General features: G+C 60.8%; 27 protein-coding genes. 15 read left to right on the forward strand and 12 right to left on the reverse strand.

The features are described 5' to 3' along the window. The first annotated feature begins 70 nt into the window (after nt 1–70). Both KQI84_14160 and KQI84_14165 read left to right on the forward strand, forming a co-directional pair. A complete protein-coding gene (locus tag KQI84_14160) occupies nt 71–2,422 on the forward strand; it encodes a hypothetical protein (GenBank protein MCB2156018.1) in 2,352 nt (783 codons plus the stop codon). Nucleotides 2,423–2,512: 90 nt separating this feature from the next. Next, entirely contained in the window at nt 2,513–3,244 is a 732-nt protein-coding gene (locus KQI84_14165; protein ID MCB2156019.1) for a hypothetical protein, read from the forward strand. A 24-nt stretch (nt 3,245–3,268) separates the two neighbouring features. On the opposite strand, the gene lspA is transcribed toward KQI84_14165, so the two are convergent. Genes lspA through rpmH form a run of 3 tightly spaced genes read right to left on the reverse strand, consistent with a single transcriptional unit; the run spans nt 3,269 to nt 4,343 of the window. Next, nucleotides 3,269–3,826: a signal peptidase II gene (gene lspA / locus KQI84_14170; protein MCB2156020.1), complete on the reverse strand. Its 558-nt coding sequence runs from the start codon at nt 3,824–3,826 to the stop codon at nt 3,269–3,271. 3 nt (nt 3,827–3,829) lie between these two features. After that, nucleotides 3,830–4,165 (reverse strand): ribonuclease P protein component, encoded by a 336-nt coding sequence (rnpA, locus tag KQI84_14175; GenBank protein ID MCB2156021.1) that lies wholly within the window; start codon nt 4,163–4,165, stop codon nt 3,830–3,832. Nucleotides 4,166–4,208: 43 nt separating this feature from the next. Next, nucleotides 4,209–4,343, reverse strand: a complete 135-nt coding sequence (gene rpmH, locus KQI84_14180; GenBank protein ID MCB2156022.1) for a 50S ribosomal protein L34 — start codon at nt 4,341–4,343, stop codon at nt 4,209–4,211. A 189-nt stretch (nt 4,344–4,532) separates the two neighbouring features. Here rpmH and KQI84_14185 point away from each other — a divergent pair, with 189 nt between their 5' ends. The 7 genes from KQI84_14185 to KQI84_14215 all read left to right on the forward strand — a co-directional run bounded on the left by KQI84_14185 (nt 4,533) and on the right by KQI84_14215 (nt 11,008). Continuing rightward, complete coding sequence (locus KQI84_14185; protein ID MCB2156023.1) at nt 4,533–5,183, forward strand: succinate dehydrogenase; 651 nt, start codon at nt 4,533–4,535, stop codon at nt 5,181–5,183. Between the two features lie 51 nt (nt 5,184–5,234). Further along, nucleotides 5,235–7,196: a succinate dehydrogenase flavoprotein subunit gene (gene sdhA / locus KQI84_14190; GenBank protein ID MCB2156024.1), complete on the forward strand. Its 1,962-nt coding sequence runs from the start codon at nt 5,235–5,237 to the stop codon at nt 7,194–7,196. A 42-nt stretch (nt 7,197–7,238) separates the two neighbouring features. Continuing rightward, nucleotides 7,239–7,997, forward strand: a complete 759-nt coding sequence (gene sdhB / locus KQI84_14195) for a succinate dehydrogenase iron-sulfur subunit (protein MCB2156025.1) — start codon at nt 7,239–7,241, stop codon at nt 7,995–7,997. Nucleotides 7,998–8,254: 257 nt separating this feature from the next. After that, a complete protein-coding gene (locus KQI84_14200) occupies nt 8,255–9,232 on the forward strand; it encodes a DnaJ domain-containing protein (GenBank protein ID MCB2156026.1) in 978 nt (325 codons plus the stop codon). 56 nt (nt 9,233–9,288) lie between these two features. Then, nucleotides 9,289–9,774 carry an rRNA maturation RNase YbeY gene (ybeY, locus tag KQI84_14205; GenBank protein MCB2156027.1) on the forward strand — a complete coding sequence of 162 codons (486 nt, stop codon included), beginning with the start codon at nt 9,289–9,291 and terminating at the stop codon, nt 9,772–9,774. After that, complete coding sequence (era, locus tag KQI84_14210) at nt 9,771–10,730, forward strand: GTPase Era (protein MCB2156028.1); 960 nt, start codon at nt 9,771–9,773, stop codon at nt 10,728–10,730. Before ybeY ends, era begins: the two co-directional genes overlap by 4 nt. Next, the gene (locus KQI84_14215) at nt 10,727–11,008 is read left to right on the forward strand and encodes a hypothetical protein (protein MCB2156029.1); all 282 of its coding nucleotides are present in this window, start codon (nt 10,727–10,729) and stop codon (nt 11,006–11,008) included. The genes era and KQI84_14215 overlap by 4 nt, the downstream gene beginning before the upstream one ends. 3 nt (nt 11,009–11,011) lie before the next feature. Here KQI84_14215 and KQI84_14220 read toward each other — a convergent pair whose 3' ends face one another. Genes KQI84_14220 through KQI84_14230 form a run of 3 tightly spaced genes read right to left on the reverse strand, consistent with a single transcriptional unit; the run spans nt 11,012 to nt 14,269 of the window. Then, complete coding sequence (locus KQI84_14220; protein MCB2156030.1) at nt 11,012–11,770, reverse strand: WecB/TagA/CpsF family glycosyltransferase; 759 nt, start codon at nt 11,768–11,770, stop codon at nt 11,012–11,014. Then, nucleotides 11,767–12,477 (reverse strand): hypothetical protein, encoded by a 711-nt coding sequence (locus KQI84_14225; GenBank protein MCB2156031.1) that lies wholly within the window; start codon nt 12,475–12,477, stop codon nt 11,767–11,769. The genes KQI84_14220 and KQI84_14225 overlap by 4 nt, the downstream gene beginning before the upstream one ends. Nucleotides 12,478–12,529: 52 nt before the next feature. After that, nucleotides 12,530–14,269: a SpoIIE family protein phosphatase gene (locus tag KQI84_14230; protein MCB2156032.1), complete on the reverse strand. Its 1,740-nt coding sequence runs from the start codon at nt 14,267–14,269 to the stop codon at nt 12,530–12,532. Between the two features lie 159 nt (nt 14,270–14,428). Here KQI84_14230 and KQI84_14235 point away from each other — a divergent pair, with 159 nt between their 5' ends. The 5 genes from KQI84_14235 to KQI84_14255 all read left to right on the forward strand — a co-directional run bounded on the left by KQI84_14235 (nt 14,429) and on the right by KQI84_14255 (nt 19,753). Next, nucleotides 14,429–15,925, forward strand: coding sequence for a hypothetical protein (locus tag KQI84_14235; GenBank protein ID MCB2156033.1), 1,497 nt, complete (start codon nt 14,429–14,431; stop codon nt 15,923–15,925). A 59-nt stretch (nt 15,926–15,984) separates the two neighbouring features. Continuing rightward, nucleotides 15,985–16,728, forward strand: a complete 744-nt coding sequence (locus tag KQI84_14240) for an anti-sigma factor antagonist (protein MCB2156034.1) — start codon at nt 15,985–15,987, stop codon at nt 16,726–16,728. An 88-nt stretch (nt 16,729–16,816) separates the two neighbouring features. Next, the gene (locus KQI84_14245; GenBank protein ID MCB2156035.1) at nt 16,817–17,791 is read left to right on the forward strand and encodes a lysophospholipid acyltransferase family protein; all 975 of its coding nucleotides are present in this window, start codon (nt 16,817–16,819) and stop codon (nt 17,789–17,791) included. A 42-nt stretch (nt 17,792–17,833) separates the two neighbouring features. Continuing rightward, a complete protein-coding gene (locus KQI84_14250; protein MCB2156036.1) occupies nt 17,834–19,093 on the forward strand; it encodes a 4-hydroxy-3-methylbut-2-enyl diphosphate reductase in 1,260 nt (419 codons plus the stop codon). Nucleotides 19,094–19,117: 24 nt separating this feature from the next. Continuing rightward, on the forward strand, nt 19,118–19,753 hold the full coding sequence (locus KQI84_14255; protein ID MCB2156037.1) for a redoxin domain-containing protein: 636 nt from the start codon (nt 19,118–19,120) through the stop codon (nt 19,751–19,753). Here KQI84_14255 and KQI84_14260 read toward each other — a convergent pair. The 6 genes from KQI84_14260 to KQI84_14285 all read right to left on the reverse strand — a co-directional run bounded on the left by KQI84_14260 (nt 19,734) and on the right by KQI84_14285 (nt 25,724). Beyond that, nucleotides 19,734–20,333 carry a CPBP family intramembrane metalloprotease gene (locus KQI84_14260; protein ID MCB2156038.1) on the reverse strand — a complete coding sequence of 200 codons (600 nt, stop codon included), beginning with the start codon at nt 20,331–20,333 and terminating at the stop codon, nt 19,734–19,736. The genes KQI84_14255 and KQI84_14260 overlap by 20 nt on opposite strands. Before the next feature lie 84 nt (nt 20,334–20,417). Further along, the gene (locus tag KQI84_14265) at nt 20,418–21,395 is read right to left on the reverse strand and encodes a GDP-L-fucose synthase (GenBank protein ID MCB2156039.1); all 978 of its coding nucleotides are present in this window, start codon (nt 21,393–21,395) and stop codon (nt 20,418–20,420) included. Nucleotides 21,396–21,653: 258 nt separating this feature from the next. Beyond that, nucleotides 21,654–23,021 (reverse strand): aspartate aminotransferase family protein, encoded by a 1,368-nt coding sequence (locus tag KQI84_14270; GenBank protein MCB2156040.1) that lies wholly within the window; start codon nt 23,019–23,021, stop codon nt 21,654–21,656. A gap of 19 nt (nt 23,022–23,040) precedes the next feature. Beyond that, nucleotides 23,041–24,546 carry an NCS1 family nucleobase:cation symporter-1 gene (locus KQI84_14275; GenBank protein MCB2156041.1) on the reverse strand — a complete coding sequence of 502 codons (1,506 nt, stop codon included), beginning with the start codon at nt 24,544–24,546 and terminating at the stop codon, nt 23,041–23,043. 213 nt (nt 24,547–24,759) lie between these two features. Beyond that, nucleotides 24,760–25,293, reverse strand: a complete 534-nt coding sequence (locus KQI84_14280) for an exosortase system-associated protein, TIGR04073 family (GenBank protein MCB2156042.1) — start codon at nt 25,291–25,293, stop codon at nt 24,760–24,762. Between the two features lie 47 nt (nt 25,294–25,340). Further along, on the reverse strand, nt 25,341–25,724 hold the full coding sequence (locus KQI84_14285; protein MCB2156043.1) for an exosortase system-associated protein, TIGR04073 family: 384 nt from the start codon (nt 25,722–25,724) through the stop codon (nt 25,341–25,343). Between the two features lie 380 nt (nt 25,725–26,104). On the opposite strand from KQI84_14285, the gene KQI84_14290 reads away from it, so the two are divergent. Continuing rightward, nucleotides 26,105–26,701 (forward strand): Crp/Fnr family transcriptional regulator, encoded by a 597-nt coding sequence (locus KQI84_14290; protein MCB2156044.1) that lies wholly within the window; start codon nt 26,105–26,107, stop codon nt 26,699–26,701. The last annotated feature ends 2 nt before the right edge of the window (nt 26,702–26,703 follow it).

A 26,703-nucleotide genomic window follows, 5' to 3' on the forward strand; every position in this document is an offset into this window, starting at 1 on the left:
AATAGGTTAAGGATACCAATCGCCGAATGGTCGCCGGGTGATCGCTGTCGACCATGGAGGGGGATCGATCATGGCAGTTTGCGCGCGTCGCGTGCCGGTGGGGCGAGTTATTCGCTCCTGGTACCTCATTGTTTTCTGTCTGCTTCTCACACTCTCCACCGCAGCCCAGACGCTGCATCCTGACGACGTTTATTGGGATGATCGGTTTGCTCCGCCGGGTGTAGCGGGAACCGTGCATGTCGTCGAAACCGACGGCAGCAACATCTACATCGGCGGCGAGTTCAATGCCGTTTGCGGCGTTCGTGCAAACAACGTTGCAAAGTGGAACGGATCATCGTGGTCGGCTCTGTGGACCGGCACAAACGGCCCCGTGTACGCCATCGATGTCGCTCCCGACGGATCGGCGTACATCGGCGGTTACTTCACCGAGGCCGGAGGCATATCCGTGAACCACATTGCACGCTGGGGAGGCAACTCCTGGTCGAAGCTTGGCGTTGGCGACGACAATGGCGTTCATCCGGACGGCTCCGTGCGATCGATCTATGCCCGCGGGAATTCCGAGATCTATGTCGGCGGTGGATTCAGCAGAGTCGCAGGCAGCATCGTCACGGCGATGAACATTGCACTGTGGAACGGGCAGCAATGGAGCGCGCTCGATTGGGGCGTCGCGAATTCCTCGATGGGCGGAGGCGAGGTCAACTGCATGGTCGACATGGGCGGATCAATCTATGTCGGCGGCGGGTTCAGCGTCGCAGGATCAACCTACGAGAATGGCTTCATGGACGTTGCGCAATGGAACGGCACGTCGTGGAGCAAACTCGGCGGCGGTGTGGGTGGGTACGCACATGCAATGACGGAATACCAAGGCAATCTTGTCGTCACGGGCTTGTTCTATTCCGCCGGGCGAACCGACGTGGGCAACATTGCAAGCTGGAATCCCACGCTGCAGACCTGGTCGCCAATCGGCGACACGGGAACGTTCCAGGATACATTGCGTGCCGCAAAAGTGATCGGCGGAGATTTGTACGTCGCCGGAGATAGCGACTTCAATGGGTTGACGTTCAAATACTGGGACGGGGCCACGTGGAATCCCGTTAATGTCCAAATCCGCGGAGATCGAAATGGCGATCCGCTGATCTATTCGATCGCGACGAACGGGAATAACCGCGTCTACTTTGGCGGTTCGTTCCGCACGGATACGCTCTTCCACGAGAACCTCGCGGGCTTCGGCGAGGTCACTGGCAACACCAGCGTCGTTCTGGTCGGCAATTACGACGACATGTGGGCGACCGGTCACGCGAATGGTCTGGATGGAATCGTGCATGCCTTCGAGGCCACATCCGACGGCAGCGTCTACGCCGGCGGCGAGTTCATGAACGGTAGCGGGCAAACGCTGAATCGTCTCGCGCGCTGGACCGGAACATCATGGGAGCCAGTCGGTGGTGGTGTAAATAACACAGTCGAAGCACTGCACGCTTCCGGCACGGACTTGTATGTCGGCGGACAATTCACCCAGGCCGGCGGCGTGTCGTGCGAACATGTCGCGCGGTGGGACGGGAACGAATGGCATCCGCTCGGATTGGGATTGAGCGGCACCGTTCTCTCCATTGGCTCGGTCGGCGACACGGTCTTCTGCGGCGGGTCGTGGTTGTACGCAGGCAACGAGGAAATTCACTACATCGCCCGTTGGGAGAATGGCACGTGGTCGTCGCTCGCGAGCGGCGTCGACAACACCGTCATGGCGATGGAGCGCCACAATAATGACCTGTACGTGGGCGGCTCGTTTACCCAGGCGGGCGTTTACACTGCCAACTATGCGGCTGTTTGGGGAGCAAACTACTGGAGCACTCTCTCACCCGGACCGATCATCGGGCTGAACAATGTCGTGTACGAAATGGCCGAATCGCCCGATTGGATTATCCTCGGCGGAGAGTTCACCGAAGCCGGCGGATCCGTCGCGAACCACGTCGTTGCGTGGAACGGCATTGGTTGGGTGCGCCTGGGCGACGGCATCGGAAATTCCACCTACGAAAATGTGCGCGCCGTGACCGCAAACGATGACAACGAAGTTTTCGTCGGCGGGACAATCAGCACATTCGTCAATGACTACTCAGCCTACCCGAATCGAATTGCCAAGTACGCATCGAGTTCCTGGTCGATCCTTGGTTCCGGCGTCAGCGGCGGCGAGTATCTATTCGTCGACGCGCTCGAAGTCGGTGCCGGAGGCGAAGTTTTTGTCGGTGGCGACTTCACCGCGGCCGGCAACAAGGGCAGCATGTTCGTCGGCGCGTGGCTCGGCTCGTTGAGCCCGCAGAAGCAGACGGCCACGGTCCTTGTCGGCAACCTGCCCGATCCGGGCGATTTGGATCGTAACAGCGACGGACTTGTGGATGTGTCGGATATTGTGAAATCGGGTGTGTGATGCGTTGGGGAATCAGTTCCCCCTTGCTCCGGAGACGCCAAAGCACCACTGCTGAATTCTCACATATCCTCTGGGAGGGGGAGTTCCCGCATGGCCGACACACAGTTCGCACTGATGGCAACCGCTGCATCGATTGGCTTCATCCACACCGTGATCGGACCGGACCATTACGTTCCGTTCATTGCAATGGCGCGCGCCGGTAAGTGGTCTTTCAAGAAGACCATGACGGTGACTTTCCTGTGTGGCATCGGGCACGTGTTCAGTTCCGTGCTGCTGGGCTTCGCCGGCATCGGGCTGGGTTTGGCCGTCGGGCACCTGACGAACGTCGAATCATTCCGCGGCGATTGGGCCGGGTGGCTTCTGCTCGGCTTCGGCATCGCTTACATGGCCTGGGGCATTCATCGGGCAATCCGAAACAAGCCCCACACGCACCTGCACGTCCACGGAGACGGTACAGTGCATACCCACGAGCACACTCATCACGAGGAGCACGTTCACGTCCACGAGGCTCCGGCCAAGACCGCTAAGAAGATGCTGCTGTTCACGCCCTGGGCGCTGTTTGTGATCTTCATTTTCGGCCCGTGCGAGCCACTCATCCCGCTTCTGATGTACCCGGCGGCAGAGGGCAGCTTGGCGACCGTGTTCTCCGTCGCGACGATCTTCGCCATCGCAACCATTGGTACGATGAGCGCCATTGTTGTGGCCGGCTACTTCGGGCTGGGCGCATTGGCCAAGCCGTTGGCCGGGCTCGAGCGCTACAACCACGTGATCGCTGGATTCGTGATCGTGCTTTGTGGAGCGGCGATTAAGATCGGATTGTAACAGGGGCGGCGAAGGAATTCGCGTCTACAGTTTCCCCTGCCAGGTCCTGAGCAGCAGAACCCCGACGCCGATGCAGATCATGGAATCGGCGACGTTGAAGACTGGGAAGTGACTCGTGCGCCAGTAGGCGTCGAAGAAATCCACGACATAGCCCCGCAAGGCGCGATCGATCAGGTTGCCGACGGCCCCGGCTACGACCATGGAGAGGGCGGCGCGGCCGAGTAGTTCCTTTGCCGGCAGGCGCGTCCACCAGTAGGTCAGCCCCGCGGCGGCGCAGACGCTGATCAGCGCCAGCAAGCCAACGTTCCCCGTCAACATCGAGAAGGCCGCGCCCGTGTTCTCGGCGTAGCGCAACTGGAACAGGCCCGGAATGATTGAGACGGTCGGAAACGGCTCGAAGGCACTGGTTGGTTCGAGGGCAGATTTCGCGATGATCTTGCTCAGCTGGTCAACTGCCAGCCCACCAACCAGAATGCCAAGGCACAGCGGCCAGTGCGCCCACATGCCGGGGGCCTGGTCGACCGCTTTCGCGCCGTCCTGCTCTTGCTCGGGTGTTTTGGCTTTCGGATCAGCGGATTCCAACGATCAGTCCTTGGGTGGGAGCAGCCCGAGATTCCGGGCGGCGTTCCGGAAATCGTCCTGAAGCTCGTGAAAGGTCGCTCGTCTGGCGGGGGAGCGGGCGAGGAGTACGACATCGAATCCTGCCGCCAGTTCCGGCCGAGCCAGCCGGAATGCTTCGCGCAGCCGACGCTTCACGCGATTGCGGACAACGGCATTGCCCACGCGGCGGGACACCGTCAAGCCGAGCCGGCTGTCGCCTTCGTCACTGCGATTCATGACATGAACAACGAGAAAAGGGCGGACGCATTTGCGACCGCCTTGGAAAACCTGCAGGAATTCGGATCGACGTTTCAGACGCACCGAGGCGGGGAACCGCCGATCGGGGCCCGGAGTCGCCATCTTCTTAGGCAGAGAGGCGCTTGCGCCCTTTGGCCCGGCGGCGTGCCAGGACCTTCCGGCCGCTCTTCGTCGACATACGCTCGCGGAAGCCGTGCTTGCGCTTCCGACGGAGATTGCTTGGTTGGAATGTTCTTTTCATAGCTCCGTTTCCTTACTTTGCGTTCCGCAAGGGGCTGTGTTTGTCTCCAGGACCGACGCCCAAGTCAAGGCCTAATCGGCCCCCAAAATGCGTTGACGCTTCTCGGATAAGCCCGATACGTTTCGTCTTTGTTCTCTTGGGGACGATGTATCCCCATACAAGGATTGTGAAAGGATTCACAAGCCCGTCATGACCAACACACAGTACTTCCTGCTCCGCAGGCTCCACTCGCTGCTTGGCGTCATTCCCCTCGGTCTTTTCCTCTTTGCACACATGACGACAAACAGCATGGCCTTCTTTGGCCAGGGCGCCTTTGAACACAAGGTTGCCCTCATCCACTCGCTCGGGCCGATGCTGCCGTTCGTCGAGGCGGCGATGATTTTCATCCCGCTTTGCCTGCACATCGCCCTCGGCATCTGGATCGCCCTGACGGCGAAGTCCAACATCGGCCGGATCAACTACGGCCGGAACTGGGCCTACACGATGCAGCGCTGGTCCGGTTGGGCGGCGTTCGCCTTCCTGGCCTACCACGCAATCTGGCTCCGCATTCTGGATAAACCCAACGGCCAGTATTACACCTACCTCGTGGATCTGTTCCAGAATCCGCTCTGGGTGTTGATCTACCTCGTCGGCAGCGCCGCGGTGATCTACCACTTCGCCAACGGTCTGTGCACCTTCTGCATGACCTGGGGCATCACGGTGGGGCCGCGCAGCCAGAAGTGGATGGCAATCATCGCCCTGTTCGTCGGCCTCGGCCTGATGGGCATGATGATGGCCTCGCTTTACGGCTTCACGTTCGGCGCACCGGATGTTGTCCACACGATGCCGGTTATTCACTGATTGCCAAAGAGAACGAACCTCTATTTCGGACTTCCTAAGGAGTAGCACCTGATGTCACAACGCGTAATCGTGGTGGGCGGCGGACTGGCGGGACTGGCGGCGACGATCAAAGCCGCCGAAGCCGGCTTCAACGTCGACCTCTTCAGTGTCATCCCCGTCAAGCGGTCCCATTCCGTCTGTGCCCAGGGCGGCATCAACGCTGCCAAGAATCTCAAGGGCGAAGGCGACCACCCCGACATCCACGTGACCGACACGCTGTTCGGCGGCGAATACCTGGCCGACCAGACCCTGGTGAAGGAAATGTGCTACCAGGGCCCGGAAATCATCGACCTGCTCGATCGCATGGGCGTGACTTTCAACCGCACCAAGGAAGGCTTCCTCGACTTCCGGCGCTTCGGCGGCACCCTGCATCACCGCACGGCCTACGCCGGCGCGACGACGGGCCAGCAACTCCTGTACGCTCTAGATGAGCAGGTGCGGCGCTACGAGGCCGCCGGCAAGGTCGACAAGTACGAGTACTGGGAGTTCCTTTCCGTCGTGCTCGATGGCAAGGGCCAGTGCCGAGGCATTACGGCGATGAACATCTGGGATCGCAGCCTGCACGTCTTCAAGGCCGGCGCGGTTTGCCTGTGCGTTGGCGGGCCGGGATTGCTCTTCGGCAAGTCCACAAACAGCGCCATCAACACCGGCGCCGCGGCCAGTCGCGCGTTCCAGCAGGGCGTCCATTACGCCAACGGCGAGTTCATCCAGATTCACCCGACGGCGATCCCGGGCGCGGACAAGCTGCGTCTGATCTCTGAATCCGTCCGTGGCGAAGGCGGCCGCGTCTGGGTGCCGAAGGACAAGAGCGATCAGCGCAAGCCGACCGATATTCCGGACTCGGATCGCGATTACTTCCTGGAGCGCAAGTATCCGAAGTATGGAAACCTGGTGCCCCGCGACGTCGCGACGCGCGAGATTTTCCATACCTGCATCAACGAAGGCCGCGGTATCCACGGCGGGAACAAGGTCTACCTGGACATCACGCCCGAGAAGTGCGGCCAGGCCGGCGACGTCCTCGAGACGAAGCTGGGCGGCGTTTTCGAAATCTACCGCAAGTTCGTCGGGACTGATCCGCTGAAGGAACCGATGCAGATCTTCCCGGGCATGCACTACTCGATGGGCGGCCTGTGGGTCAGCCCCGTCGACGAAGGCGGCCAGGTCAAGCAGATGACCAACGTTCCGGGCCTGTTTGCGGCCGGCGAATGTGACGGCCAGTACCACGGGGCCAATCGCCTCGGCGCCAACTCGCTGCTGAGTTGCATCTTCGGCGGCTTCATCGCCGGTCCGCGGATGGTCGAGTGGGCCAATAGCCACTCCGACGAGCCGGACGAGTCGGTGTTTAGCGACGAGCTCAAGCGCCAGGAAGAACTCCACGCCAAGATCGAAGGAATGACCGACGGCACCGAGAACGCCTTCCGCATTCACCAGGAACTCGGCGAGGCGGTGACTCGGTACGCATCCGTCGTTCGGAGAAACGACGGCCTGAACGAGCTGATGGGCAAGATCGGCGAATTCGAGGAGCGCTGGACCCGCGTGAACGTTCTAGACGGATCGACTTCGTTCAACCAAAGCTTCCAGTTTGTGCGCCAGTTGAAGGACATGCTGGAACTGACCAAGATCCTCAACAAGTCGGCCCTGCAGCGCGATGAATGTCGCGGCGCGCACTACAAGCCCGACTTCGATATTCCCCTTCCTGACAAGGACAAGATTGGCAACGCCACCGACACGCAAGTCTATCACGACTTCGTGAAGGAGTTGGAAGAGAAGAACAACGCGACTTACAAGCCCCTGGCACCGGTCAAGGCCGACGCGAGCCCCGAGTTCCAGGAATACATGACCAAGTGGGTCGAAAAAGAGAAGAAGTGGAACAAGACGACTCTGGCGAAGTACAAGGCCGGGGATTTCCCCGAGATCGAGTACTGCGATGTCGTCATGACCGTCGAACCGCCCAAACCGCGCATCTACAAGTAAGTCAGGGCCTGGTGGCCAGGAAAGAAAGGAGCCCTCTCTCTGATGGCCAGTGACAACGGACGCAAGATCGAGCTGCGCATCAAGCGCCAACTTGGTCCCAATGAGAAGTCTTACTGGGAAGACTACGAGATTCCCTATCAGCCGGGTATGAACGTCATCTCCGCATTGATGGAGATCCGCAAGAACCCGGTGACCAAGAGCGGTCAGAAGGTCACGCCGCCCAGTTGGGACTCCGGCTGCCTGGAGGAAGTCTGCGGCGCCTGCTCCATGGTGATAAATGGCGTGGCACGCCAGTCCTGCACCGCGCTGATCGACGAGCTGGAGCAGCCGATCGTGCTCGAGCCCTTCTCGAAGTTCCCCGTCGTGCGCGACCTCGTGATCGACCGCTCGCGCATGTTTGAATCCCTGAAGCGCGTTCAGGCGTGGGTGCCGATCGACGGCACGTATGCGCTGGGCCCCGGCGAGAAAATCGACCCGGACACGCAGCAGGAGATGTACAAGTTCTCGCGCTGCATGACGTGCGGCTGCTGCCTGGAAGTCTGCCCGCAGTTCAACTCGAGCAGTGCCTTCATTGGCGCCTCGAACGTCGGACAGGCGTACCTGTTCAACCAGAACCCGACCGGTAAGAACCTGAAGACCGAACGCCTCGATGTGATGATGGGGACTGGCGGAGTCGTCGATTGCGGGAACGCCCAGAACTGCGTTCGCGCCTGCCCGAAGGAGATTCCACTGACGGATGCGATCGCAGCCATCGGCGGCCAGGTTACTGTCCACGGCATCAAGCGGCTACTGAAGCTGTAGCGCCCGTCTCACACCAACTCGAACCAATGACCGGCCGTGGAGTTCATCCTCCGCGGCCGTTTCCTTTTCTCCAGACACACCTCGGCCGATTGGGTGCATCCCGCCACACTGCCTGGCGCATTCCGACCCATGCAATCTGCAGAGAGCAGATTCCGGCTTTCTAACCCTCGTGAAATCAGTCGATGAACCGCCCGCCGATTCGGCAGTCTTCTTGCATTTCCGATCCCCTGGAATCTTGCGAAGGATCTGGAGGAAACGTGGCGGTAAAGTTTCAAGACTACTACGAGACTCTCGGTGTCGGGCGCGATGCCAGTGCGGAGGACATCCGCAAGGCGTACCGTACGCTCGCGCGCAAGTTCCACCCGGACGTCAACAAGGACAGCGGCGCGGAAGATAAATTCAAGCAAATCAACGAGGCATACGAAGTTCTGAAGGATCCCGAGAAGCGCAAGCGGTACGATGCGCTTGGGGCGAACTGGAAGTCTGGCCAGGAGTTCCGCCCGCCCCCGGGGTTCGAAGGCTTCTCCTTCAACTTTGGAGGCCCCGGCGGGGCTCAGGGCTTCGAGGGCACCGGCTTCTCGGACTTCTTCGATATGCTGTTCGGCCAGGTGGGCGGTGGCGGCTTCGGAGGCGGAGGCTTCGGTGGCGGTGGCGCGGGCGGGCGTCGAGTGCATCAACGGGCTCCCCGCGGGTTCACCGGATTTCAGGCCGACCCCGGCGCGATGAGCGGCGATGTCGAGTCCGAGATCAAGGTTCCGCTCGAGATGATTGCCACCGGCGGCACGATGAGTGTCCGCATCGCCGTTCCCGGCCAGGCGCCTAAGTCCTACGAAGTGCGCATCCCGAAAGGCGTTCGCGAGGGGCGAAAGATTCGCCTGGCGGGCCAGGGGCGCAGCGGCGGCGACTTGTTCCTGAAGGTCAAGTACGAGACGCACCCGCGTTTCACGGTCGAGGGCCACACCGTGACGGTGGATCTGCCGGTTACCCCATGGGAGGCCGCGCTCGGCGCCAAGAAGGGCGTGCAAACGCTCGACGGCCGGCTGCAGGTCACCGTTCCCCCGGGCAGCAGTTCTGGGCGACGCATGCGCGTGCGCGGGCATGGCCTGCCAAAGAGCGACGGCGCACGCGGCGATCTCTACGTGCGCATCATGATTGTGATTCCGGAGAAACTGAGCGACAAGGAACGCGAGTTGTTCGAGAAGCTCTCCAAGGTCTCTGACTTCACCGCGGAGTGAGCCGCCTGGATGGGCGCAGTCGCATCGCCGACTCCGATTCACAAGGACCCCTGAAAATGATCGATGTGCGATTCGAGAAAGCCGGGCTGCAGAAAGGCCGGGCTGAGTTGGGGCGCTTTGCGCGCGAGGTTCTCGGCGCAGCAATGGCGGATCTTAGGTGGGAAGGCGCCGGCCTCAGCGTTCTGTTCTGCTCCGACGCTCGCATGCGCGCGTTGAACTTAGAGTTCCGTCACATTGACAAGGCAACCGACGTGTTGAGCTTCCCAAATGCCGACGATGCGGAGGAATTGCGCGGGGAGCCCGAGCCGTATCTGGGCGATCTGGCGATCGCGCTGCCCTACACAGCACGCCAGGCTGCCGAGCACGGCCGCGCAGTAGCCGACGAAGTCGCGCTGCTTCTCGCGCATGGTCTGCTGCACTTGCTCGGCTGGGATCACGACACCGAGGATCGCGAGAAAGCGATGTGGGCAGAAACCGATCGGCTTCTCGCACTTTCGAAGCACTTGCTCCGTCCCTACTTTTCGGATCTGGAGTCGCGATGATGTCCGATGAACTGCAGGACATTGAGAACGGAGAATATCGCGCCGGATTCGTTGCGATTCTCGGGAAACCAAACGCCGGCAAGTCCACAATGGTGAACGCGCTACTGGGCGAAAAGCTTGCAGCCGTCAGTGGACTCGCCCAGACAACGCGGGACCGCATACATGCCATTCTCTCCGGCGACGATTACCAGATTATCTTTGTCGATCTTCCGGGGCTTGTGGAAGCAACGGACAAACTGAACGAGGCGCTGCGCAATCGTGTGCTCGATTCGATCGATGGAGTCGACTGCATCGTGCACCTGGTCGATGTCACCGACGATGAGCCGGTCACGGAAGACATGGCAGAGCTGATCGCGCGCATCAATGTCCCGATGATTCTAGCTGTGAACAAGATTGACAAGAAGTCCGCGGGGTTCGACGCGAAGTCCTGGGCCGGTGAGCTGCGTCCGCGCGTCGATCCGAAGAACTACCGTGCCATCTTTGGAATCTCTGCGCAGTTCGGCAAGAACCTCGATGCACTCCGCGAAGAGATTCGCGCAACGTTGCCTCCAGGCCCGCCGCTGTACGATCCGGAGCAACTGACCGACCGCGACATGCGCTTTCTGGCGGCGGAATTGATTCGCGAGAAAGTCTTTCACTTCACGCACCAGGAAGTGCCCTACTCGACCGCCGTGCAGATCGAAGAATTCGCCGAGCGCTCCACCGGAAAGTGGTTCATCAGCGCTGTGATTCATCTTGAACGCGACACCCAGAAGGGGATCGTCATCGGTAAGAAGGGCACGATGCTGAAACAGATCAGCATGGCCGCGCGCAAGGATATCGAAGCCCTGACCGGCGAAGGCGTGTTTCTGGAGCTGCACGTCAAGGTGACGAAGAACTGGACGAAGAACGAATCACGCCTGCGCGAATTCGGCTACGACACCCGCCCCCATAAAGGGGGACGGAGACGCCGGTGAAGTTCTCCTGGGAGCGCCGGCTTCCAGCCGATCCCAGTCCCGAACACAATTCCGAGCCCGAGCACGATCACAGCAAGCCTGTCGTAATGGTTTCTCGCCGGTTCCGCTTGCTTTTCGCATCGCCGCACGTCATGCTGAAACCGTGGGAATTCCCCTGGCGGAGGTGCATCATGGATGCTCCGGCTACGACACCAGTTTCTCCGATCCAGCGCCTTTGGACGCGGATTCAGCATGCGTTTCTTTGGATCGTCTACTGGTTCTCGGAGGAGTTTGACTGAGCGTCAGCGCCACGCGCGGCGTTTTTCCTGGTGCACGCGCCAGAGGAATACCGCATTGCCCAGCAGGTAGCGCCCGGCGAGCCGCCGCGGCTCCAGAACCAGGCGGAAGAGCCATTCCAATCCCGCGCGGCGCATCCACACGGGGGCGCGTCGACGTTGGCCGCTGAAGTACTCGAACAGCGCCCCGACACACCATACCACTTTTGCGCCGCAATCCTGTCCCGGGCCGAGTGCCCAGGCTTCCTGTCGTGGGCTTCCCATCCCAACCAGCACGATATTTGCACCCGAATCGCGCAGAACCCGGACAACCTCTTCGCCCGCGGGCCCATCCACTGCGAAGTGCCCGTGATGAACGCAGCAGAACTTCAGGCCGGCCACGCGTCCCTCAAAGTGTCGAGCCGTGGATTCCACGACTTCCTGTCTGGAGCCGAGCAGCGCGATCTTCAGCCCCGCGTCGTTCGCCGCCCACAGGAATCGCGGCAGGAAATCGCCGGCGTTGACCCGCTCGGGAAGGTGTACTCCCAACTGCCGGGCTGCTTTGACGACAGCCATGCCATCGGCGTAACGCATGTCGGCGCGCTCGAGCAGGTCGCGAAACTCCGCGTTGCGATGCGCAAGATTCGTTGTGTGCGCGTTCAGATAAGTAATCACGCGCGGCGATGCGGAATCCGTATCCTGTGCCCATGTCAGAATCTGGTCGATGAAGTCGTTCACCGTGACCGTGGCCAGGAAGCCCGGCTTGCTGAGGAATCGCGGACTCATTTGCGGCCCTTCTTCGGCCGGCGCTTTCCGCGGCGCCAATGCTTGTAGGGGCGATAGATCTTCTTCTTCAGGAACTGGCCGACGCGCAAGTGCCAGGGCGCCGCGGCAAACTCCGCCTTTTCCTCCGCCGTCAGGACATCGGGCCCCAGGTACCACGCTTTCAGTTTCAGAAACGTCACGCGATCGACCTGCTGCGCCTGGCGCATGATCAGTCGATCAAACAGCGACCCGCCCTTTGCGACCATCGATTGCGCCACATCCACAAGGCAGGGCTGGCCGCTCGTCCGCTCCTTCATCATGTTCTTCCGGCGCAGATCGCCGTGGTTCATTCCGCGGCGATGAATCTCCGCCAGCATGCTTTCCAACTCATCGAACCAGTCCCCGTCAATGCCATGGCCCGTCTTGGACTCTGCGACCGGCTCCGCATCCAGCCAGGTCATCTCGATCGTCCAGGGCTCGGGCATTCCGAGCAGCCGCGGTGTTCGCGGCAGGCCATCGAGCAACCTCAGGTTGCGGGCTTCGCGTCGCGCCAGCCAGCGACAGAGCGTCGCACGGGCCGCCCGATTGCTTTCGCGGAAAGTCTTCCACACCACGCGATTGCCGTCGCGATGCAGTTCCCACACATCGGGCTGCAAGGCGGACTCGCCGACCTTCAGCAGTCGGGCGCCCGGTTCCGGTGGAGTGGGTGTGCGGCGGCGTTTCTTCATGGCCGCCAGTGGAGCCCACCGCTCCGCGTGTGGCAACGGCGGAGTGGGGCTATCAATCCAGGTCCAATTCGTCGAAGGAGGAATCCGTGTCGATGCGCTTCAGCAGAATCAGCGTGAAATCGTCGAACTGATCCGCATCGCCTCGATGCTGCACGCACGCCTGGTAGACTCGGTTGCGAATGTCTTCAGCGCTCAGCGTCCGCAGGTCCTTCAGCATGTCGTAGAGGCGCTCGGTTCCGAACTGCACGCCCTCGGTATCCTGGATGTCGCTGACACCGTCTGTATACATCAGGAGGATGTCTCCCGCGGCCAGCTTCTCCTTGCCGGACTCGTACTCCAGATCCTCGCCAATTCCAAGGAACAGACCACCCTTATCGAGGAACCGGAACTCGCCGCTCTTCGACAGGATCACCGGATGCGTATGGCCAGCATTGACATATTCGATCTCGCCGGACTTCTGGTCCAGCGAGACCAGCGCCATCGTTACGTACATGTCGTTTGTCACATCGCGACAAACCATGCGGTTGATCGTCTCAACCGTCTGTGCCAGCGCGGAGGAGCCGTGCTGCGCTTCGCTCTGCAGGTAACTGCGCGTCGTGGCCGTCAGGATCGCCGCTGGAACGCCTTTGCCGGAAACGTCCGCGATGGCCAAGCCGGCTTGGCCATCGGGCAGGGTCAGGAAATCGTAGTAATCGCCACCGACCTGCTTTGCCGGCAGGGACATCGCGGAGATGTCGTAGCCCGGCAGGTTGGGATAGACCTTGGGCAGCAGGTTCATCTGGATTGTGCGGGCAATCTCCATCTCGCGCGCCAGCTTGTGCTGCTCGACCAGTTGACTGTGCAGGCGAGCGTTCATGATCGCCATAGCCGCCTGGTTCGTAATTCCGGTTAGTAGCTCCAACTCCTCCTGAGTGAACGGAACCAGTCGCGTGCGCGTGTCGATGTAGACCACGCCCAGCGTGTCGCCCTTGTAGATAATCGGGGCCACCATTGCAGTGCGAATGCGATTGGCGATGATGGACTCGCTGGCGGCGAATCGGTCATCCGTAATTGCGTCCGAGACGAGCAGTGAAATGCCTTCGCTCATGCAGCGGTCGACGATGGAGCTGGAGATCTTGATCTCGCGTTCTTCTTCGCCGCCCGGCGCCTTGATGACTTCCGGCGTCAGGTCGCCGGTTTCCTTGTCATGCAGTAGCAGGTAGCCGCGATCCGGATGGAGGACCTCGATGATGATGTCCATGATCCGCTCGAGCAACTCATCGAGCGTGAAGACGGACCGGATTGCCTCGGTCACCTGGTAGATAATCTCGAGGCGCTTGTGGCTTTCCTTCAGCAGTTTGCCTTCGCGCGTGTCGACGGAGACGGATGTGGTGGGGGAGATGCCCGCGCGGAGCTCGCCGCGGGTCGAACCCCACTGCCGCTCCTCGACCAGGCGATACGACGTGGCCGAGTCCCGTTTCCGGCGGGAGGGCTCGATCGGGACCGTGCCACCGTCGGTGGCCGTGTCGTCCTCGAAGGTCAGCCCCGTGTCGCCCACCTGCACGGTGTCGCCGTTGTGCAACTGGGTGCTCTCCTCGACCTGCACTCCGTTCAGGAGCGTGCCGTTCTTGCTGCCCATGTCCCGGACGTAGAACTTGTCGTCATGGAAGTAGATCTCGGCATGGGTGCGGCTCATGCGTCGGTCAACGATCTGAATGTCGTTGTTGACGCTCCGCCCCAATGTGAGACGCTGACCCGTTATCTGATGAACGGTGTCTTTGTCCGGGCCGTTTTGGATTGTCAGGCGTGGCATGAAATGTTCTACCCCTGGCTAGAGAGGAAAAGTCTTTTTCGCCATCGGCGGGAAAGTTGTCAAGCCGCACTAAAGCCTTTGTCCTGAAGGGCCGCCTCGGGTGCAAGTGCATTTGGGTTGACACGACTGACACCGGCCGGAACATAGCTTGGAATAGACTTGAACCCGTACGTCCAGGCTGCGGCGGGGGAGGATCATCCCAAGGGAATTTACCCCATGCGCATTGGCAATCGTGAACGCGTAGTTATCGGAGTTATCGTCGCCATTGGAGCGATCTTCGCCCTCCATTGGTTCATTTTCCGCGAGCGCGCCCGCCAGTACGAAGCCGCCAAGGCTCAATTCGATGGAATTACGAGCACGCTTCAGCAAATCGGCTCTCCGCGTAGCCTGCCGGATATTTATAAGTTTCAATACGAGACGATCAACTACGGACTCGATTTCTACCACCTGATCGAGGACGCAAAGCTCACTCTGCCCGCTTATTACTCGACGGAAGTCAGCGCCGACCGTCAGCATGAAGAAATCTGGGGCTACTACAACACGCTGATGGATATGTGGGGCAAGGAAGGCATCCCGCAACTTACCTTCATGGGTCCTGACCAGTGGGGTGGGCGCTTGCAGGGCTTCGACATGCATCGAAGCCTGCCGACCCAGATCGTGGAGTCCGGTACCCAGGTCAGCGACCTGGTGGCCCAATTGGTGGATGCGGACGCCGTGATCAATGCTTTGCCCGCCAACGCCCCGCTCCTGGAGCAGAAGCGCAATGAATACGCACAGATGCTTCTGCGGGTCGGTTTGAATCTGCGATTCCGCGATTATCTCGAGCAAACCTACGGCGAACCCGCTGCGTTGCTGTACTCGCTCAACCGAGTTGATCTGCTCCGAAAGAACATGGACTTCCGCGACATGGGCGGGGTCGAGAGCGAAGAGGAATTCGCAAAGCGGCTGGAAGGACTGCTGCGAGTGGCTTGGCCGGAATCGACCTTGGCCCACGCAAAGCAACTGTCAGGATTGATCGACCTCATTCAGCGGGCCGGAAAGCACGAGGTCCAAAGTGTCCAGACCGTCAATTTCTGGGATCCCGCCGTTGTCTACTGGTGGGCCGACCGCGATACTCCCCAGACCGCACAGCAGGCCGCAGACCAGCAGTCTGGCGCCGCTGCCCGTCCCGGCGGGGGGTGGGGACAAAACTGGGGCCAGGGCCAAGAACAGGGAATGCAGCCGTCGGCGGCCCCAGGCGGCACAAAGGATGAGCGCGAGATTGTGGCGGTGAACGTACCCGTCGATATCACGCTCGTGGGCCCCAACCTGAGCGTCATGTCTTTCCTCTATGAGATCTGCAACATTCGCCGTTTCTATCAGATCGACGCGATGGATATCGCCTCCATTCCGAATCAGGAAAACGTGATCTACTGCCGCTCGACAATCGGCATCATGACGCACTTCGCGACCTTCGCCTATCCCAGTGCAACGATTCAGGAGAAGCTCGACGAATTGGAGAAGACCAAGTCAGAGATCGCGCAGAAGTCCGGCGCGAGCGAGCTGGCCGCCGAGGAAGGCTATGTCCCTGGTGGACAGGAAACACCGGCACCGCCCGAGCAGCCGGCGGAAGAGGCTCCCACTACCGAAGGTGCCCCGGCAGACGCGGGAAGCTGACGATAATCGGCGCCACAGCGCGCCCATCCAAACTCTTTGGGGAAGCAGAGTCCTGAGATATGGAAATCAAGATTTACCAGGATACCGACAAGATGCTCGTCCAACTCGTCGGGCGAGTCGTCCTCGATGAATGCGATCGTTTGAAGAGCGCCGTTGTCCCGCGCATCACGCCGGACATCAACAACGTGAACCTGGATCTGTCGAATGTCGACTTCATCGACAGCGCCGGCCTTGGTGTGCTTGTCGGGATGAAGGTCTCCTCGAACAAGAACCGCGCTCGTCTCGCGCTGATCTCGCCTTCCAAGGGCGTCAGCGATATTCTGCTCGTCTCCAAGTTGGAGTCCATCTTTGACATCGTGACGGGCAACGAGGCGCAGACCATCGTGTCCTCCCTGGCCAAGCCCGAAAACGAGGCCTCGAGTGGCGAATCGGCTACTCCACCGCCATCCGGCAGCAAGCAGTCCTTCCAGGCGCCCCCCGCGGCCGCTTCGAAGCCTGAGGAACCCGATGCGGGCGACATGTCGCCCAAGCAGCAGATCGAGTCCTACTGCAAGAACGCCGTGGAGCACATGCGCCAGCGCGACTACGAGCAGGCGGCCGGTTGCTATCAGAGCGCCCTCGAAATCGATCCGGACTACCTGCCGGCGCATAACAACCTGGCGATCGTCTACGAGAAGAACCCCAAGTGGCAGGACAAGGCCATCGCTGCCTGGGAGCGTGTTCTTGAACTGAGCCAGTCGCGCGGCGACCAGAAGCACATCGAGCGCGCCCAAAAGCACCTCAACGCCCTGCAGCGCACCTGAGTTTGTCGGGAGCGAAAGAAACAAGATTCCGAGCGGCGTGAGTCTCTGACCCGCCGCTCGAACCCGTTTGTGCCCTGAGGAAAGCCCTTTGTCTCGCCGGGATAAGCCCAGTTTCAGTGACCGCCTCGTCTATCGGTTCGTGCTCGTCTTCGGGCGGCTCCTTACGCTGTTTCCGGCTGGTCTGATCGTCAATCTGGGCGCCCTTCTGGGCATTCTGATGGGGCGCTTCTTTCCTGTCCGGCGCAAGGTCGTGGCGGAGAATCTGAACATCGCATTCGGCAAGTCCATTGCCCCCGAGGAGCATCGGCGCCTGGTTCGCGAGGCCTACCGTCACCTGGGGATGCTGGCGGCGGAGACATTCTTCATCTCCTTTCGCCCTCCTGAATGGGTCGACGATCGCATCTCGGAGATCGAGGGGTGGGAGCACGCCGAGGCCATTCTGGCGCAGGGCGGCGCGATTTCCATTTCTGCGCACTTTGGGAATTGGGAATTGATGGGCGCCTATACGGCCCATCGGGCGCCGATCATTCCACTCTCCAAACCGATGCACAATCCGCTGTTCCAGGACTTCATCGACCACACACGCCGGCGCCACGGGCTGGAGTTCATCTGGACGGACGATCCGAATCCCGCACGTCAGATTCTCAAGACCGTCCGGGATCGCAAAATCGTCAACATCCTGCCCGACCAGGACATGCGTGGCGAAGGCATCATGGTGCCGTTTTTTGGGCGTCCGGCCTCGACGACGCCCGCGCCGGCTGCGCTGGCGCTTCGGTTGGGATGCCCGATCGTACCGGTATTCCTGGTGCGCCTCGGGCCTACCCGGCACCGGCTGGTGATCCAGCCGCCGATTCACCCCCAGGACTTCGCAGCGGACGATCGTGACGAAGCCACAAGGGCTCTGACCGCCCGGCTGAATCAGTGCATCGAGGACATGATTCGCCTCTATCCCGCCCAGTATTTCTGGCATCACCGGCGGTGGAAGACCACGCCGGAGAAGGCCGCCAAACACGCCGCGAAGCTACAGCGCAAACGCCGTGAGCGTCGGGGGATCGAGGGCTGACAGCCCAACGGGACCAAACCTTGCATCCGACTGGCAGCGCCAATCCCGGGAGGATGCGAACCGTTGTCCACGTCTTCTGACAAATCCTATTACCGCGCAAGTCTGGGGCTGAAGAAAGAAATCGCCTCGACCGTCGCCGAGGACTATCACAGCGCCCTGATCGAGGCGCTGCGGACCGCCGGCGGGCGGCTGGATCTGCCCGGACTGACTTTCCATCTGGCCACGGATTTTGGGTTCTGCTATGGAGTGGACAAGGCCATCGATATGGCCTATGAGGCACGCAGCAAGTTCCCCAAGAAGCGCATCTTCCTGCTGACGGAGATCATCCACAATCCGCGCGTGAACCGGCGCTTGTTGGACATGGGCATTGTCTTCCTCAGCGGCCAGTACGCCGGCGATGCGACGATCGACGACATTGCGCCGGAAGACGTGGTTCTGATTCCCGCGTTCGGCGTCGATCGTCCGACGTTCGATCGCCTGCGAGAACTTGGCGCGATCCTGGTCGATACGACATGCGGCAGCGTCGTCCATGTGTGGAAGCGCGTCGAGCGCTACGCCCGGGATGGATTCACGTCGCTCGTGCACGGCAAGCATTACCACGAAGAAACCTTGGCGACGGTCTCGCAGGCCATGGCCGACGGCGGGCACTTCCTGGTCGTCCGCGACAAACCGCAGACTCAGTTGGTTTGCGACTTCATCGAGGGGCAGATCTCCGTTGCCGATCTGATGAGTCATTTCCCGGAGGGCGCGATGTCCGAGGGGTTCGATCCCAAACGCGACCTGCGACGGATCGGCGTTGCAAACCAGACGACGATGCTGGCGAGTGAGTCTCTGGAAATCGCTGCGATGGTGGGGAATGCGCTGGCGCGGCGCTTCGGCGAGGACCATCGCGAGGAGCATTTTCGTAGCTTCGATACGATTTGCAGCGCCACCCAGGATCGCCAGGACGCCATCGAGAAACTAGTCGCCAAGCCCGATCTCGATCTCGTTGTCGTGATCGGCGGCTACAACTCCTCGAATACAGGGCACCTGCTCGCGGTCGCCGGGCGACAGCATCCGGCCTACCACATTCAGGATTCTACCGAGATCCTCTCCACCCAGGAAATCCGCCACCAGATTCCAGCCGGGAAAGACAAGGAACTAAAGGTCACCGAGGGGTGGCTTCCGGACGGTCCGGTGCAAATCGGACTCACCTCCGGCGCCAGCACACCCAACAAGGCGGTCGCCGATACGATTGCAAGGATTGCCAAGCTGCGCGGCTTGTCGGAAGAGCAGGTTCTGGCAGCAGTCGAACCAGCATGATTCACCTGGAAGGGAATGGGAGTAATGCGCTCTAAACCACTCATTATATTTGCTTTAATTGTGTCTTTGCTGGCGGTCGGATGCCAGAAGAAAGCCCCCGCACCGGTCGCAGAAGTTGCCGCTGGGAATCTCAAGATCGGTGGCACTGCGCCCGATTTTGAGCTCGAGACCTTTGGCGGCGAATCGATCCGCCTTTCGGACAAGATCGACGGCGAGCATTTCGTCTGCGTGATCTGGCATTCTCCGGCTTGCCCGTGCGCTCGGAACTGCGCGACGGGGATCGCCAAGGAGTTGACTCCAGACAAGTATCCCGACTTGACTATTGTTGGCGTTATGTCGGACGCAAATTGGGACTTCGATTACATGCAGGAAGACCTGAATCAGCAAATCGAAGATGGAATTGTGACGTTCCCCGTCGTTATCGACAAGGATCAGTCGATGATGGCGAAGTACGGCGCCGAGCGCACACCGACGGTCTGGCTGTTGGACAAGCAGGGACGGATTCGCTATTGGGGCGCGCCGGAGTCGACGCTCGAGCCGACTTCCTCCGGCTATCGGTTCCTGCTGAAGGAGGCCGTGGATGCGCTGCGCAAGGGCCAGAAGCCGCCCGTGCAGACCTTCGACCCGATTGGCTGCAAGATCATGAAGTCGCTGGGATAACGCCCTCGCGGATCATCTGGCGGCGAAGAAGCAGCAGCACAACGAAATCGTAGGTCGCGTGGGCCATCATTGCCGCGGCCAACCCCGCCCATTCATACAGAAGCCCGAGCAGCACCCCCGCACCAAAGAGGAACGCCGTGAAGGCGATCCTCCCCCAAGTGAGACGCGTAAGGACGCCGTGCCCCAGGGCAAACAACGCGGCGGCGATCCATAATCCCGTGACGGGCTGCACAGCCCCGCGGAAGAGCAATTCCTCCCCCCAGCCGGCGGCCAAGGACACCAACGCCATATCCAGGATCGTCGGACGGACCTGGCGATGAATGTCGCGGGTGACCTTCTGCAGACCTTCCATCCCCGGCAGCACAGACTCCGAGAACGACACCACAAAGGCAGCCACGACACCGAATCCCAACCCAATCGGAAGCTGAAATGCGAGGGAGCGCTCCTGGTGGAGCATCTCGACCACTGATCCGTCGTGAAACAGAGCTGCAATCCCCCACGCCGTTGCCGTCATGATCACCGTCATGACGGCGGACAGGCGGAGGATGACGGTGCGATTGAGCGGTTGAGCGGTGGGCATTCGGGAAATCCACGCGGAAACAAGTGGTCCGGCAGCGCAACGGCTGCCGGACCATGTCACAATCTCGTTGTTGGGCGCTACGGATTATCCAGCGCGGCGTTCGGCGGGTTCGGGGACACAGCCGCGGCGCAGGCCGCCGCCGGAGGCCAGGAAATCCTCGTAGGCCAGGCGAATGCCCGCATCGAGCGGCGTCTTGACGTACCAGCCCATGCCGAGCAGCTTCGAGACATCGAGCAGCTTGCGGGGGGTGCCGTCCGGCTTCGAGGTGTCGAAGCGCAGCTTGCCCTTGTAGCCGACAGCATTGGCCACGATATGGGCCAGCTCGCCGATGGCAACCTCTTCGCCGCTGCCGATATTGACGATGTCGGTGCCGTCGTAGCGTTCCATCAGGAAGACGCAGGCATCGGCCAGATCGTCGACGTACATGAACTCGCGCAATGGCTTGCCGGTGCCCCAGACGATGACTTCCGGCTGCTGGTTGACCTTGGCCTCGTGGAAGCGGCGGATCAGGGCCGGCAGCACGTGGGAGTTCATGGGGTCGTAGTTGTCGTTCGGCCCGTACAGATTCGTCGGCATCACCGAGATGAAGCGGCTCCCGTACTGGCGGGCGTAGGCCTCGCACATCTTGATGCCGGCGATCTTGGCCACGGCGTAGGGCTCGTTCGTGGGCTCCAGCATTCCGGTCAGGAGGTACTCTTCCTTCATCGGCTGGGGGGCGTATTTCGGATAAATGCAGGAGCTGCCGAGGAAGAGCAGCTTCTTGACGCCGTACTGATAGGCCGAGTGGATGACGTTCATCTGGATCTGCAGGTTGTTGTAGATGAACTCGCCCGGGTAGGTGTTGTTGGCGTAGATGCCTCCGACCTTGGCGGCGGCCAGGAAAACGTAATCGGGGCGCTCGCGCTCGAAGAACGCGGCGACGGCCTGTTGGTCCTGGAGGTCCAGATCGCGGAACGAGGGACCGACGATGTTCTGGTATCCGATGCCTTCGAGGTGGCGGGCGATCGCGCTGCCGACCATGCCGTGGCGCCCTGCGACAAAGATTTTCGAATTTCTATCCATTATGGCTTCTTCCCCTTGGGATCAGGCCTGGCACCTGCGGTTGTGCCGGCTCGCTGGGGTTGTTCTCTCCCACTGGTCGAGACGATTCGGCCGCCCTGAATCGAGCGGCTTTCCGTTCTCAGACCCAATCGGTCTGGCTGCCATGCAGCTCTCGCTTGGTCGATGACAACAGGAAACACGTTTTATGCCGCAGAGCAACGGAAAACCCCTCCGATGACTCGGAGGGGTTTCCAGGGGTTTTCTGAACTGGAAAACGGTTTAGCGTTTTTCTTCAATAATTCCAAGGGCTTCGTCGACGACATCGGCCAGGAAATCTGCATCGTCGCGTGTCAAACACATCGGGGGTTTGATACGCAAAACGTTGCCGAAGAGGCCGCCTTTGCCGAGTAGCAGGCCACGCTCGCGTGCCAGTTCGAGGAGCTCAACTGCCTCAGTGTTAGCCGGCTCCTTGGTCTTTCTGTCACGGACGAGCTCGACACCGAGCATCAGGCCCATACCGCGGACCTCGCCGATCAACGGGTGTTTGTCCGCAAGTGCCTCGAGACGGCCCTTCAGGTGCCCGCCGATTTCCTTGGCCTTCTGCTGGATGTTTTCCTCATCGATTACCTGCAGCGTCGCATTGGCGGCAGCCATCGAGACCGGGTTGCCACCGTAGGTGTTGAAGTGCAGGCGCTGCTTCATGGTCTCGGCGATTTCCATACGGGTCGTCACACCGCCGCAGGCGTAGCCGTTGGCAATGCCCTTGGCCATGGTGACCAGGTCGGGCTTCACGCCCCAGTTCTCGAAGGCCCAGAAGTGCTCGCCGGTGCGTCCGAAGCCGCCCTGGACTTCGTCGGCGATCACGACGCCGCCGTACTTGCGGACCGTCTCGTAGATGATGCCGAAGTATTCCTTCGGCGGGACCACGACGCCGCCGACGCCCTGGAGGCACTCGCCGATAAAGGCGGCGATCTTGCCGGTGCTCTCGTACCTCAGTTTCTCGTCCAGATCGTGGGCGCACTTCATCGCGCAGTTCGGGTAGGAAAGGCCGAACGGGCAGCGGTAGCAGTAGCCCGGCGTGGCGTGCATGACGTTCTGGGGCGGGCCGGCGGGATACTTCCATGTGCCGTGAGCCGTCAGGCCCAGGGCGCCCGTCGTGCCGCCGTGGTAGGCGTTGCGGAGCGCGACGACCGTCTCGTTGCCCGTAAACAGGCGCGCCATCAGGATGGCCGTCTCATTGGCCTCGGAGCCGGAGTTCGTGAAGTAACTGACGTCCAGACCTTCGGGGAAGTGATCGGACAGGTTCTTCGCGTACATGCCGATGTTCGGGTGCAGATAGATCGTGGTCGTGTGCTGGATATGATCGATCTGCTCCTTGACGGCGCCGTTGACTTTGGGGTGGCTGTGGCCGACGCTGACGGTGACGATGCCACCAAAGGCGTCCAGGTACTGCTTGCCGGTGTCGTCCCACAGGTACTGCATGCGGCCTTCGACGACCATGATGGGGTTCTTGTAGAGGTGGAAGATCCCCGGATTGACGTGTTTCTGGCGTGTTTCAAGCACCTCCTCGCGCGAGGGGCCCTTCCAGGCCGGCGGCTGATAATCCGCCTTGGGGGGTGAAAGCTTCGTGGTTGGTTCGACAGACATGGTGAAACTCCCTTAAAAATCAGACGTCCGGCCGGTCTCTGCGTTCGCCCGGGTGAATTGTGTTCATTACGACAGGATAAAGGCACAGGGCAACAAAGAACCCGATGAACCAGGCGAAATTGTAGATTTTGCTGAAAATCGCCGGGAACGGGGCATTGTCGCCCATCACCGTGTTCACGAATCCAGGGAGGTTCGGAAGGATCGACACGAGAAGGACCGCAATCGCCACCAGATTGAAGCCGCGGAAGAACGAGTACTGGCCCTTCGGGTTGTAGAGATCCCGGACGTCCAAGACGGTTTTCCGATACAGGAAGAAGTCGGAGATCATGATGCCCGCCACGGGGCCCAGCAGCGCGCTGTATCCAATCAGCCACGTGAAGATGTAGCCGTTCGGATCCTCGTAGAGCTTCCACGGGAACATCAGGATGCCGATGATCGCCGTCAGGATACCGCCCATCTTGAACGAAATCAGCTTCGGTGCCAGGTTTGCCAGGTCGTTGGCGGGGGAGACTACGTTGGCGGCGATGTTCGTCGACAGCGTTGCGATGGTCAGTCCGAGCATGGCGACGATGACGATCGAGGCATTATCGAATCTCTGGAAGAGCAGGACCGGATCCCAGAGGGCCTCGCCGTAGATGATGACGGTGGCCTGTGTCACCACGATGCCGATGAAGGCGTACAGCGTCATGGTCGTCGGCAGGCCGATCGTCTGTCCCCAGACTTGGTCCTTCTGGGACTTCGCGAAGCGCGAGAAGTCGGGGATGTTCAGCGAGAGCGTCGCCCAGTAACCCACGACGGCGGTCAGTGCCGGAACGAAGGCGCCCCAGAAGGCGCCGCCCTTGAGTGTGGATTTCGTGGCGAACAACTCGGCCGTACCGACCTTGGCCCAGGCCCAGACAAGCATGGCCAGGCCCAGTGCGATCAGCAGCGGCGCAGCCAGCTTCTCAAGCCACTTGATCCACTTCATGCCGTTGATGATGACGACCAGATTGATCGCCCAGAAGATGAAGAAGCAGATGATTTCGCCGGCGTTAATGCCGAGGATCGGAAGGTCCGCCTCCGGGCCGGGGGGCTTGCTGCCGGTCAGGGCCAGCGCCAGCGTGTAGATGGCAAACCCGCCCACCCAGGACTGGATGCCGAACCAGCCGCAGGCCACGATGCCGCGCATGAGCGCCGGCACATTCGACCCGAGCGTTCCAAACGAGGCCCGCACCAGCACGGGGAAAGGAATGCCGTACTTCGTGCCGGGCACCGCGTTGAACACCATCGGCACCAGGACGATCAGATTGCCCAGCAGAACGGTTAGCGTGGCCTGCCACCAGGACATGCCACCGCTGATCATGCTGGAGGCGAGCTTGTATGTTGTAATGCAGACAGACATGCCGACCCAAAGGGCGGCAATGTCCCACATGCCCCAGGTTCGTTGCTCCGGTCGAACAGGGGCCAGGTCCTCGTTAAACAGCCGGCTCTCCCCAAGTTCGCCGGCTATCTCCTCCCGCCCCGCGGAGACTTCTTCCACGGCCATGGGAATTCCTCATGATGTAAGTTCAGGTCCTTCAACTCTGCAAGTCACCCTGCCAGAGCCGACCAAGTCAAGGAAGGAAAGTTGTTGAGCGCTCCAGAGAGCTTGGCGGTAGGAGGAGGGAAATGGACCGGCGCGAGAGCCGTGAGGACAAAGAAATCCGCCCGCCGGGTGAGCGGCGGGCGGTGAAGACTTGCTGGTTTGTGGCGCTGTGGATCAGTAGGAACGCGAGCTGATCGTGGCGTGGATTCCGGCGCTGCGCGCGCTGGTGTCGCCATAGGTGGGGCCGCCGGTCGCTGTGCTCATGGCGGGGACGGCATTGGCCTCCGACGCCAGGAATTCATCCTGGTACAACGGAAGCCTATCGCCCCAGACACTTGGGAGGACGAACTCCGGATACATGATGGGGGCATATTCACGGGGCACAGGGAACGGGAAGCTGATGATCTCATAGGCTCCCGCCAGAGTGCGGGCCACGCCCCAGCCCACGCCCTTCACGAAACCAACGATCGTGCCGGTGAAGGGGTCGGTCTGGTGCCATTCCTTGGCGATGCACTTGGGGACTTCGACCCAGCCGAGCAGCAGGTTCGAGACGCCGCGGCCCAGCTTGTGGAACATCATGTCGATGTCGGTGCTTTCACGGTAGACGTCCTCGTCGCCCTGTGCAGAGGCGAACTGGGGTACCACCGCGAGCATCGCGACCATGCCAAGCAGGCAGAAAATGCGGGAAAGTCCAAAGTTACGCAACATGGGGAAGAAATCCTCCTGAACGTCTGATCCGGGGCCAGGCCGCCGGGCTACTCGACTTCGTCAATAAATGGGAAATCAGTCCGCTGAATCGACTGATAGTTGTTTCCATACAGGTCGATGGGGAATGTGACCACATCGACGACACCGAGGACGAGGCGACGGCCGGTGTACCACAGGCCCTTGCCAAAGCCGACAAAGCTGCCGGTGAACGGATCGGTGTTCTGGATCTCGCGGTTGATCTCGATGGGGACTTCGCACCAGCAGAAGCCGATATTTGCGGCGCCACGGACGAGTTTTCCGGAGATTTTGGAAGTGTACGTACTTCCGTAAAGGGGCCCTTCGGCGTGAGCTTGGGTCGGGACAAAGAGCAGCCCGGCGGCCAGGATCAGGGCCGAGAATAAGAGCCGAATACGAAATGCGTGAGAAACCATCGCGCGACGCTCTCCTCTGCGAGTCTTGTGAGCCTGAAGGCCAGTGGTGCAAGATCGCGGCTTCACTTCGATGCGCTAGGCGCTCGTTCCTTCAGGCGCAACCCTAAAGTGGTTGGCCACGAACCCCCGTTCATCACCTCAGTGAAGTCGAGTATGCTTTTCAATCGCAGAGGTGTCGAGCGGGAAATGCCCTCGTCTGGCGCTTTTTCCCGGCATCGGCCCACGGAGAATCGAACACTACTGGCTTGCTTTTGATCGGGGACCGGTTTCATAAGCGCCGTATGCGGAATGGCGACCGAAATATCAGCGCCCGGGAACTGGCCGAATGCTTCCTCTTTCGCGGTCTCAGCACCCCCCAACGTGAGGCCGTCGCGCCCCACGTGAGCCGCATCTCAGCGCCGCGCGGGACGCTCCTGTTCAGCGAGGGTGACGAGGCGGACGGCTTTTTTGTCGTGAGTTCCGGGATCGTGAAGATCTTCCGCGTCACGGAATCGGGCCAGGAGGCCGTGATGCACATTGTTCGGCCGGGGGATACCTTTGGCGAGCCGGCCATTTTCCTCGATATGACCTATCCGGCCGCCGCGATCACTCTCTCACGGGCCGAGATTTGGTTTGTCCCGAAAAAACCCTTCCTGAAGGAACTCGATGCCGATCCGCAGTTCGCCCGCCGTCTGCTGGCCGGTTTTTCAGCCAAGGTCAAGGAGTTCAATCAGCGATTCGAGTCGCTGACGGCGGACAAACTCGAGACGCGACTGGCGAAGTGGCTCCTGCTGGAGTTCGGCCGCGAAGGTCACCTGGTTGAGGAATACGAATACGAGTTGCCGATACCGAAGAATGCCCTGGCGGCGCACCTCGGGGCTTCGCCGGAGACGCTGTCGCGCAGTTTCCGTTCGTTGGTCGACGATGGGCTTCTGTCAGTGAGGGGGAAGACGATCGTCTTCCACGCGTTGGAAGCATTGCGCCGCCGCGGCGAGTAAGG

It is taken from the genome of bacterium (assembly GCA_020444065.1).
GTDB lineage: Bacteria > Sumerlaeota > Sumerlaeia > SLMS01 > JAHLLQ01 > JAHLLQ01.

What these genes read in the sequence shown, in the direction of transcription:
- KQI84_14160 (MCB2156018.1), top strand. Translation starts at nt 71, where the DNA reads ATGGCAGTTTGCGCGCGTCGCGTGCCGGTGGGGCGAGTTATTCGCTCC.
- KQI84_14260 (MCB2156038.1), bottom strand. Translation starts at nt 20,333, where the DNA reads ATGCCCACCGCTCAACCGCTCAATCGCACCGTCATCCTCCGCCTGTCC.
- sdhB (MCB2156025.1), top strand. Translation starts at nt 7,239, where the DNA reads ATGGCCAGTGACAACGGACGCAAGATCGAGCTGCGCATCAAGCGCCAA.
- KQI84_14230 (MCB2156032.1), bottom strand. Translation starts at nt 14,269, where the DNA reads ATGCCACGCCTGACAATCCAAAACGGCCCGGACAAAGACACCGTTCAT.
- KQI84_14240 (MCB2156034.1), top strand. Translation starts at nt 15,985, where the DNA reads ATGGAAATCAAGATTTACCAGGATACCGACAAGATGCTCGTCCAACTC.
- KQI84_14265 (MCB2156039.1), bottom strand. Translation starts at nt 21,395, where the DNA reads ATGGATAGAAATTCGAAAATCTTTGTCGCAGGGCGCCACGGCATGGTC.
- KQI84_14275 (MCB2156041.1), bottom strand. Translation starts at nt 24,546, where the DNA reads ATGGCCGTGGAAGAAGTCTCCGCGGGGCGGGAGGAGATAGCCGGCGAA.
- KQI84_14185 (MCB2156023.1), top strand. Translation starts at nt 4,533, where the DNA reads ATGACCAACACACAGTACTTCCTGCTCCGCAGGCTCCACTCGCTGCTT.
- KQI84_14225 (MCB2156031.1), bottom strand. Translation starts at nt 12,477, where the DNA reads ATGAAGAAACGCCGCCGCACACCCACTCCACCGGAACCGGGCGCCCGA.
- KQI84_14285 (MCB2156043.1), bottom strand. Translation starts at nt 25,724, where the DNA reads ATGGTTTCTCACGCATTTCGTATTCGGCTCTTATTCTCGGCCCTGATC.
- KQI84_14165 (MCB2156019.1), top strand. Translation starts at nt 2,513, where the DNA reads ATGGCCGACACACAGTTCGCACTGATGGCAACCGCTGCATCGATTGGC.
- sdhA (MCB2156024.1), top strand. Translation starts at nt 5,235, where the DNA reads ATGTCACAACGCGTAATCGTGGTGGGCGGCGGACTGGCGGGACTGGCG.
- rpmH (MCB2156022.1), bottom strand. Translation starts at nt 4,343, where the DNA reads ATGAAAAGAACATTCCAACCAAGCAATCTCCGTCGGAAGCGCAAGCAC.
- KQI84_14270 (MCB2156040.1), bottom strand. Translation starts at nt 23,021, where the DNA reads ATGTCTGTCGAACCAACCACGAAGCTTTCACCCCCCAAGGCGGATTAT.
- era (MCB2156028.1), top strand. Translation starts at nt 9,771, where the DNA reads ATGATGTCCGATGAACTGCAGGACATTGAGAACGGAGAATATCGCGCC.
- KQI84_14255 (MCB2156037.1), top strand. Translation starts at nt 19,118, where the DNA reads ATGCGCTCTAAACCACTCATTATATTTGCTTTAATTGTGTCTTTGCTG.
- KQI84_14280 (MCB2156042.1), bottom strand. Translation starts at nt 25,293, where the DNA reads ATGTTGCGTAACTTTGGACTTTCCCGCATTTTCTGCCTGCTTGGCATG.
- ybeY (MCB2156027.1), top strand. Translation starts at nt 9,289, where the DNA reads ATGATCGATGTGCGATTCGAGAAAGCCGGGCTGCAGAAAGGCCGGGCT.
- KQI84_14220 (MCB2156030.1), bottom strand. Translation starts at nt 11,770, where the DNA reads ATGAGTCCGCGATTCCTCAGCAAGCCGGGCTTCCTGGCCACGGTCACG.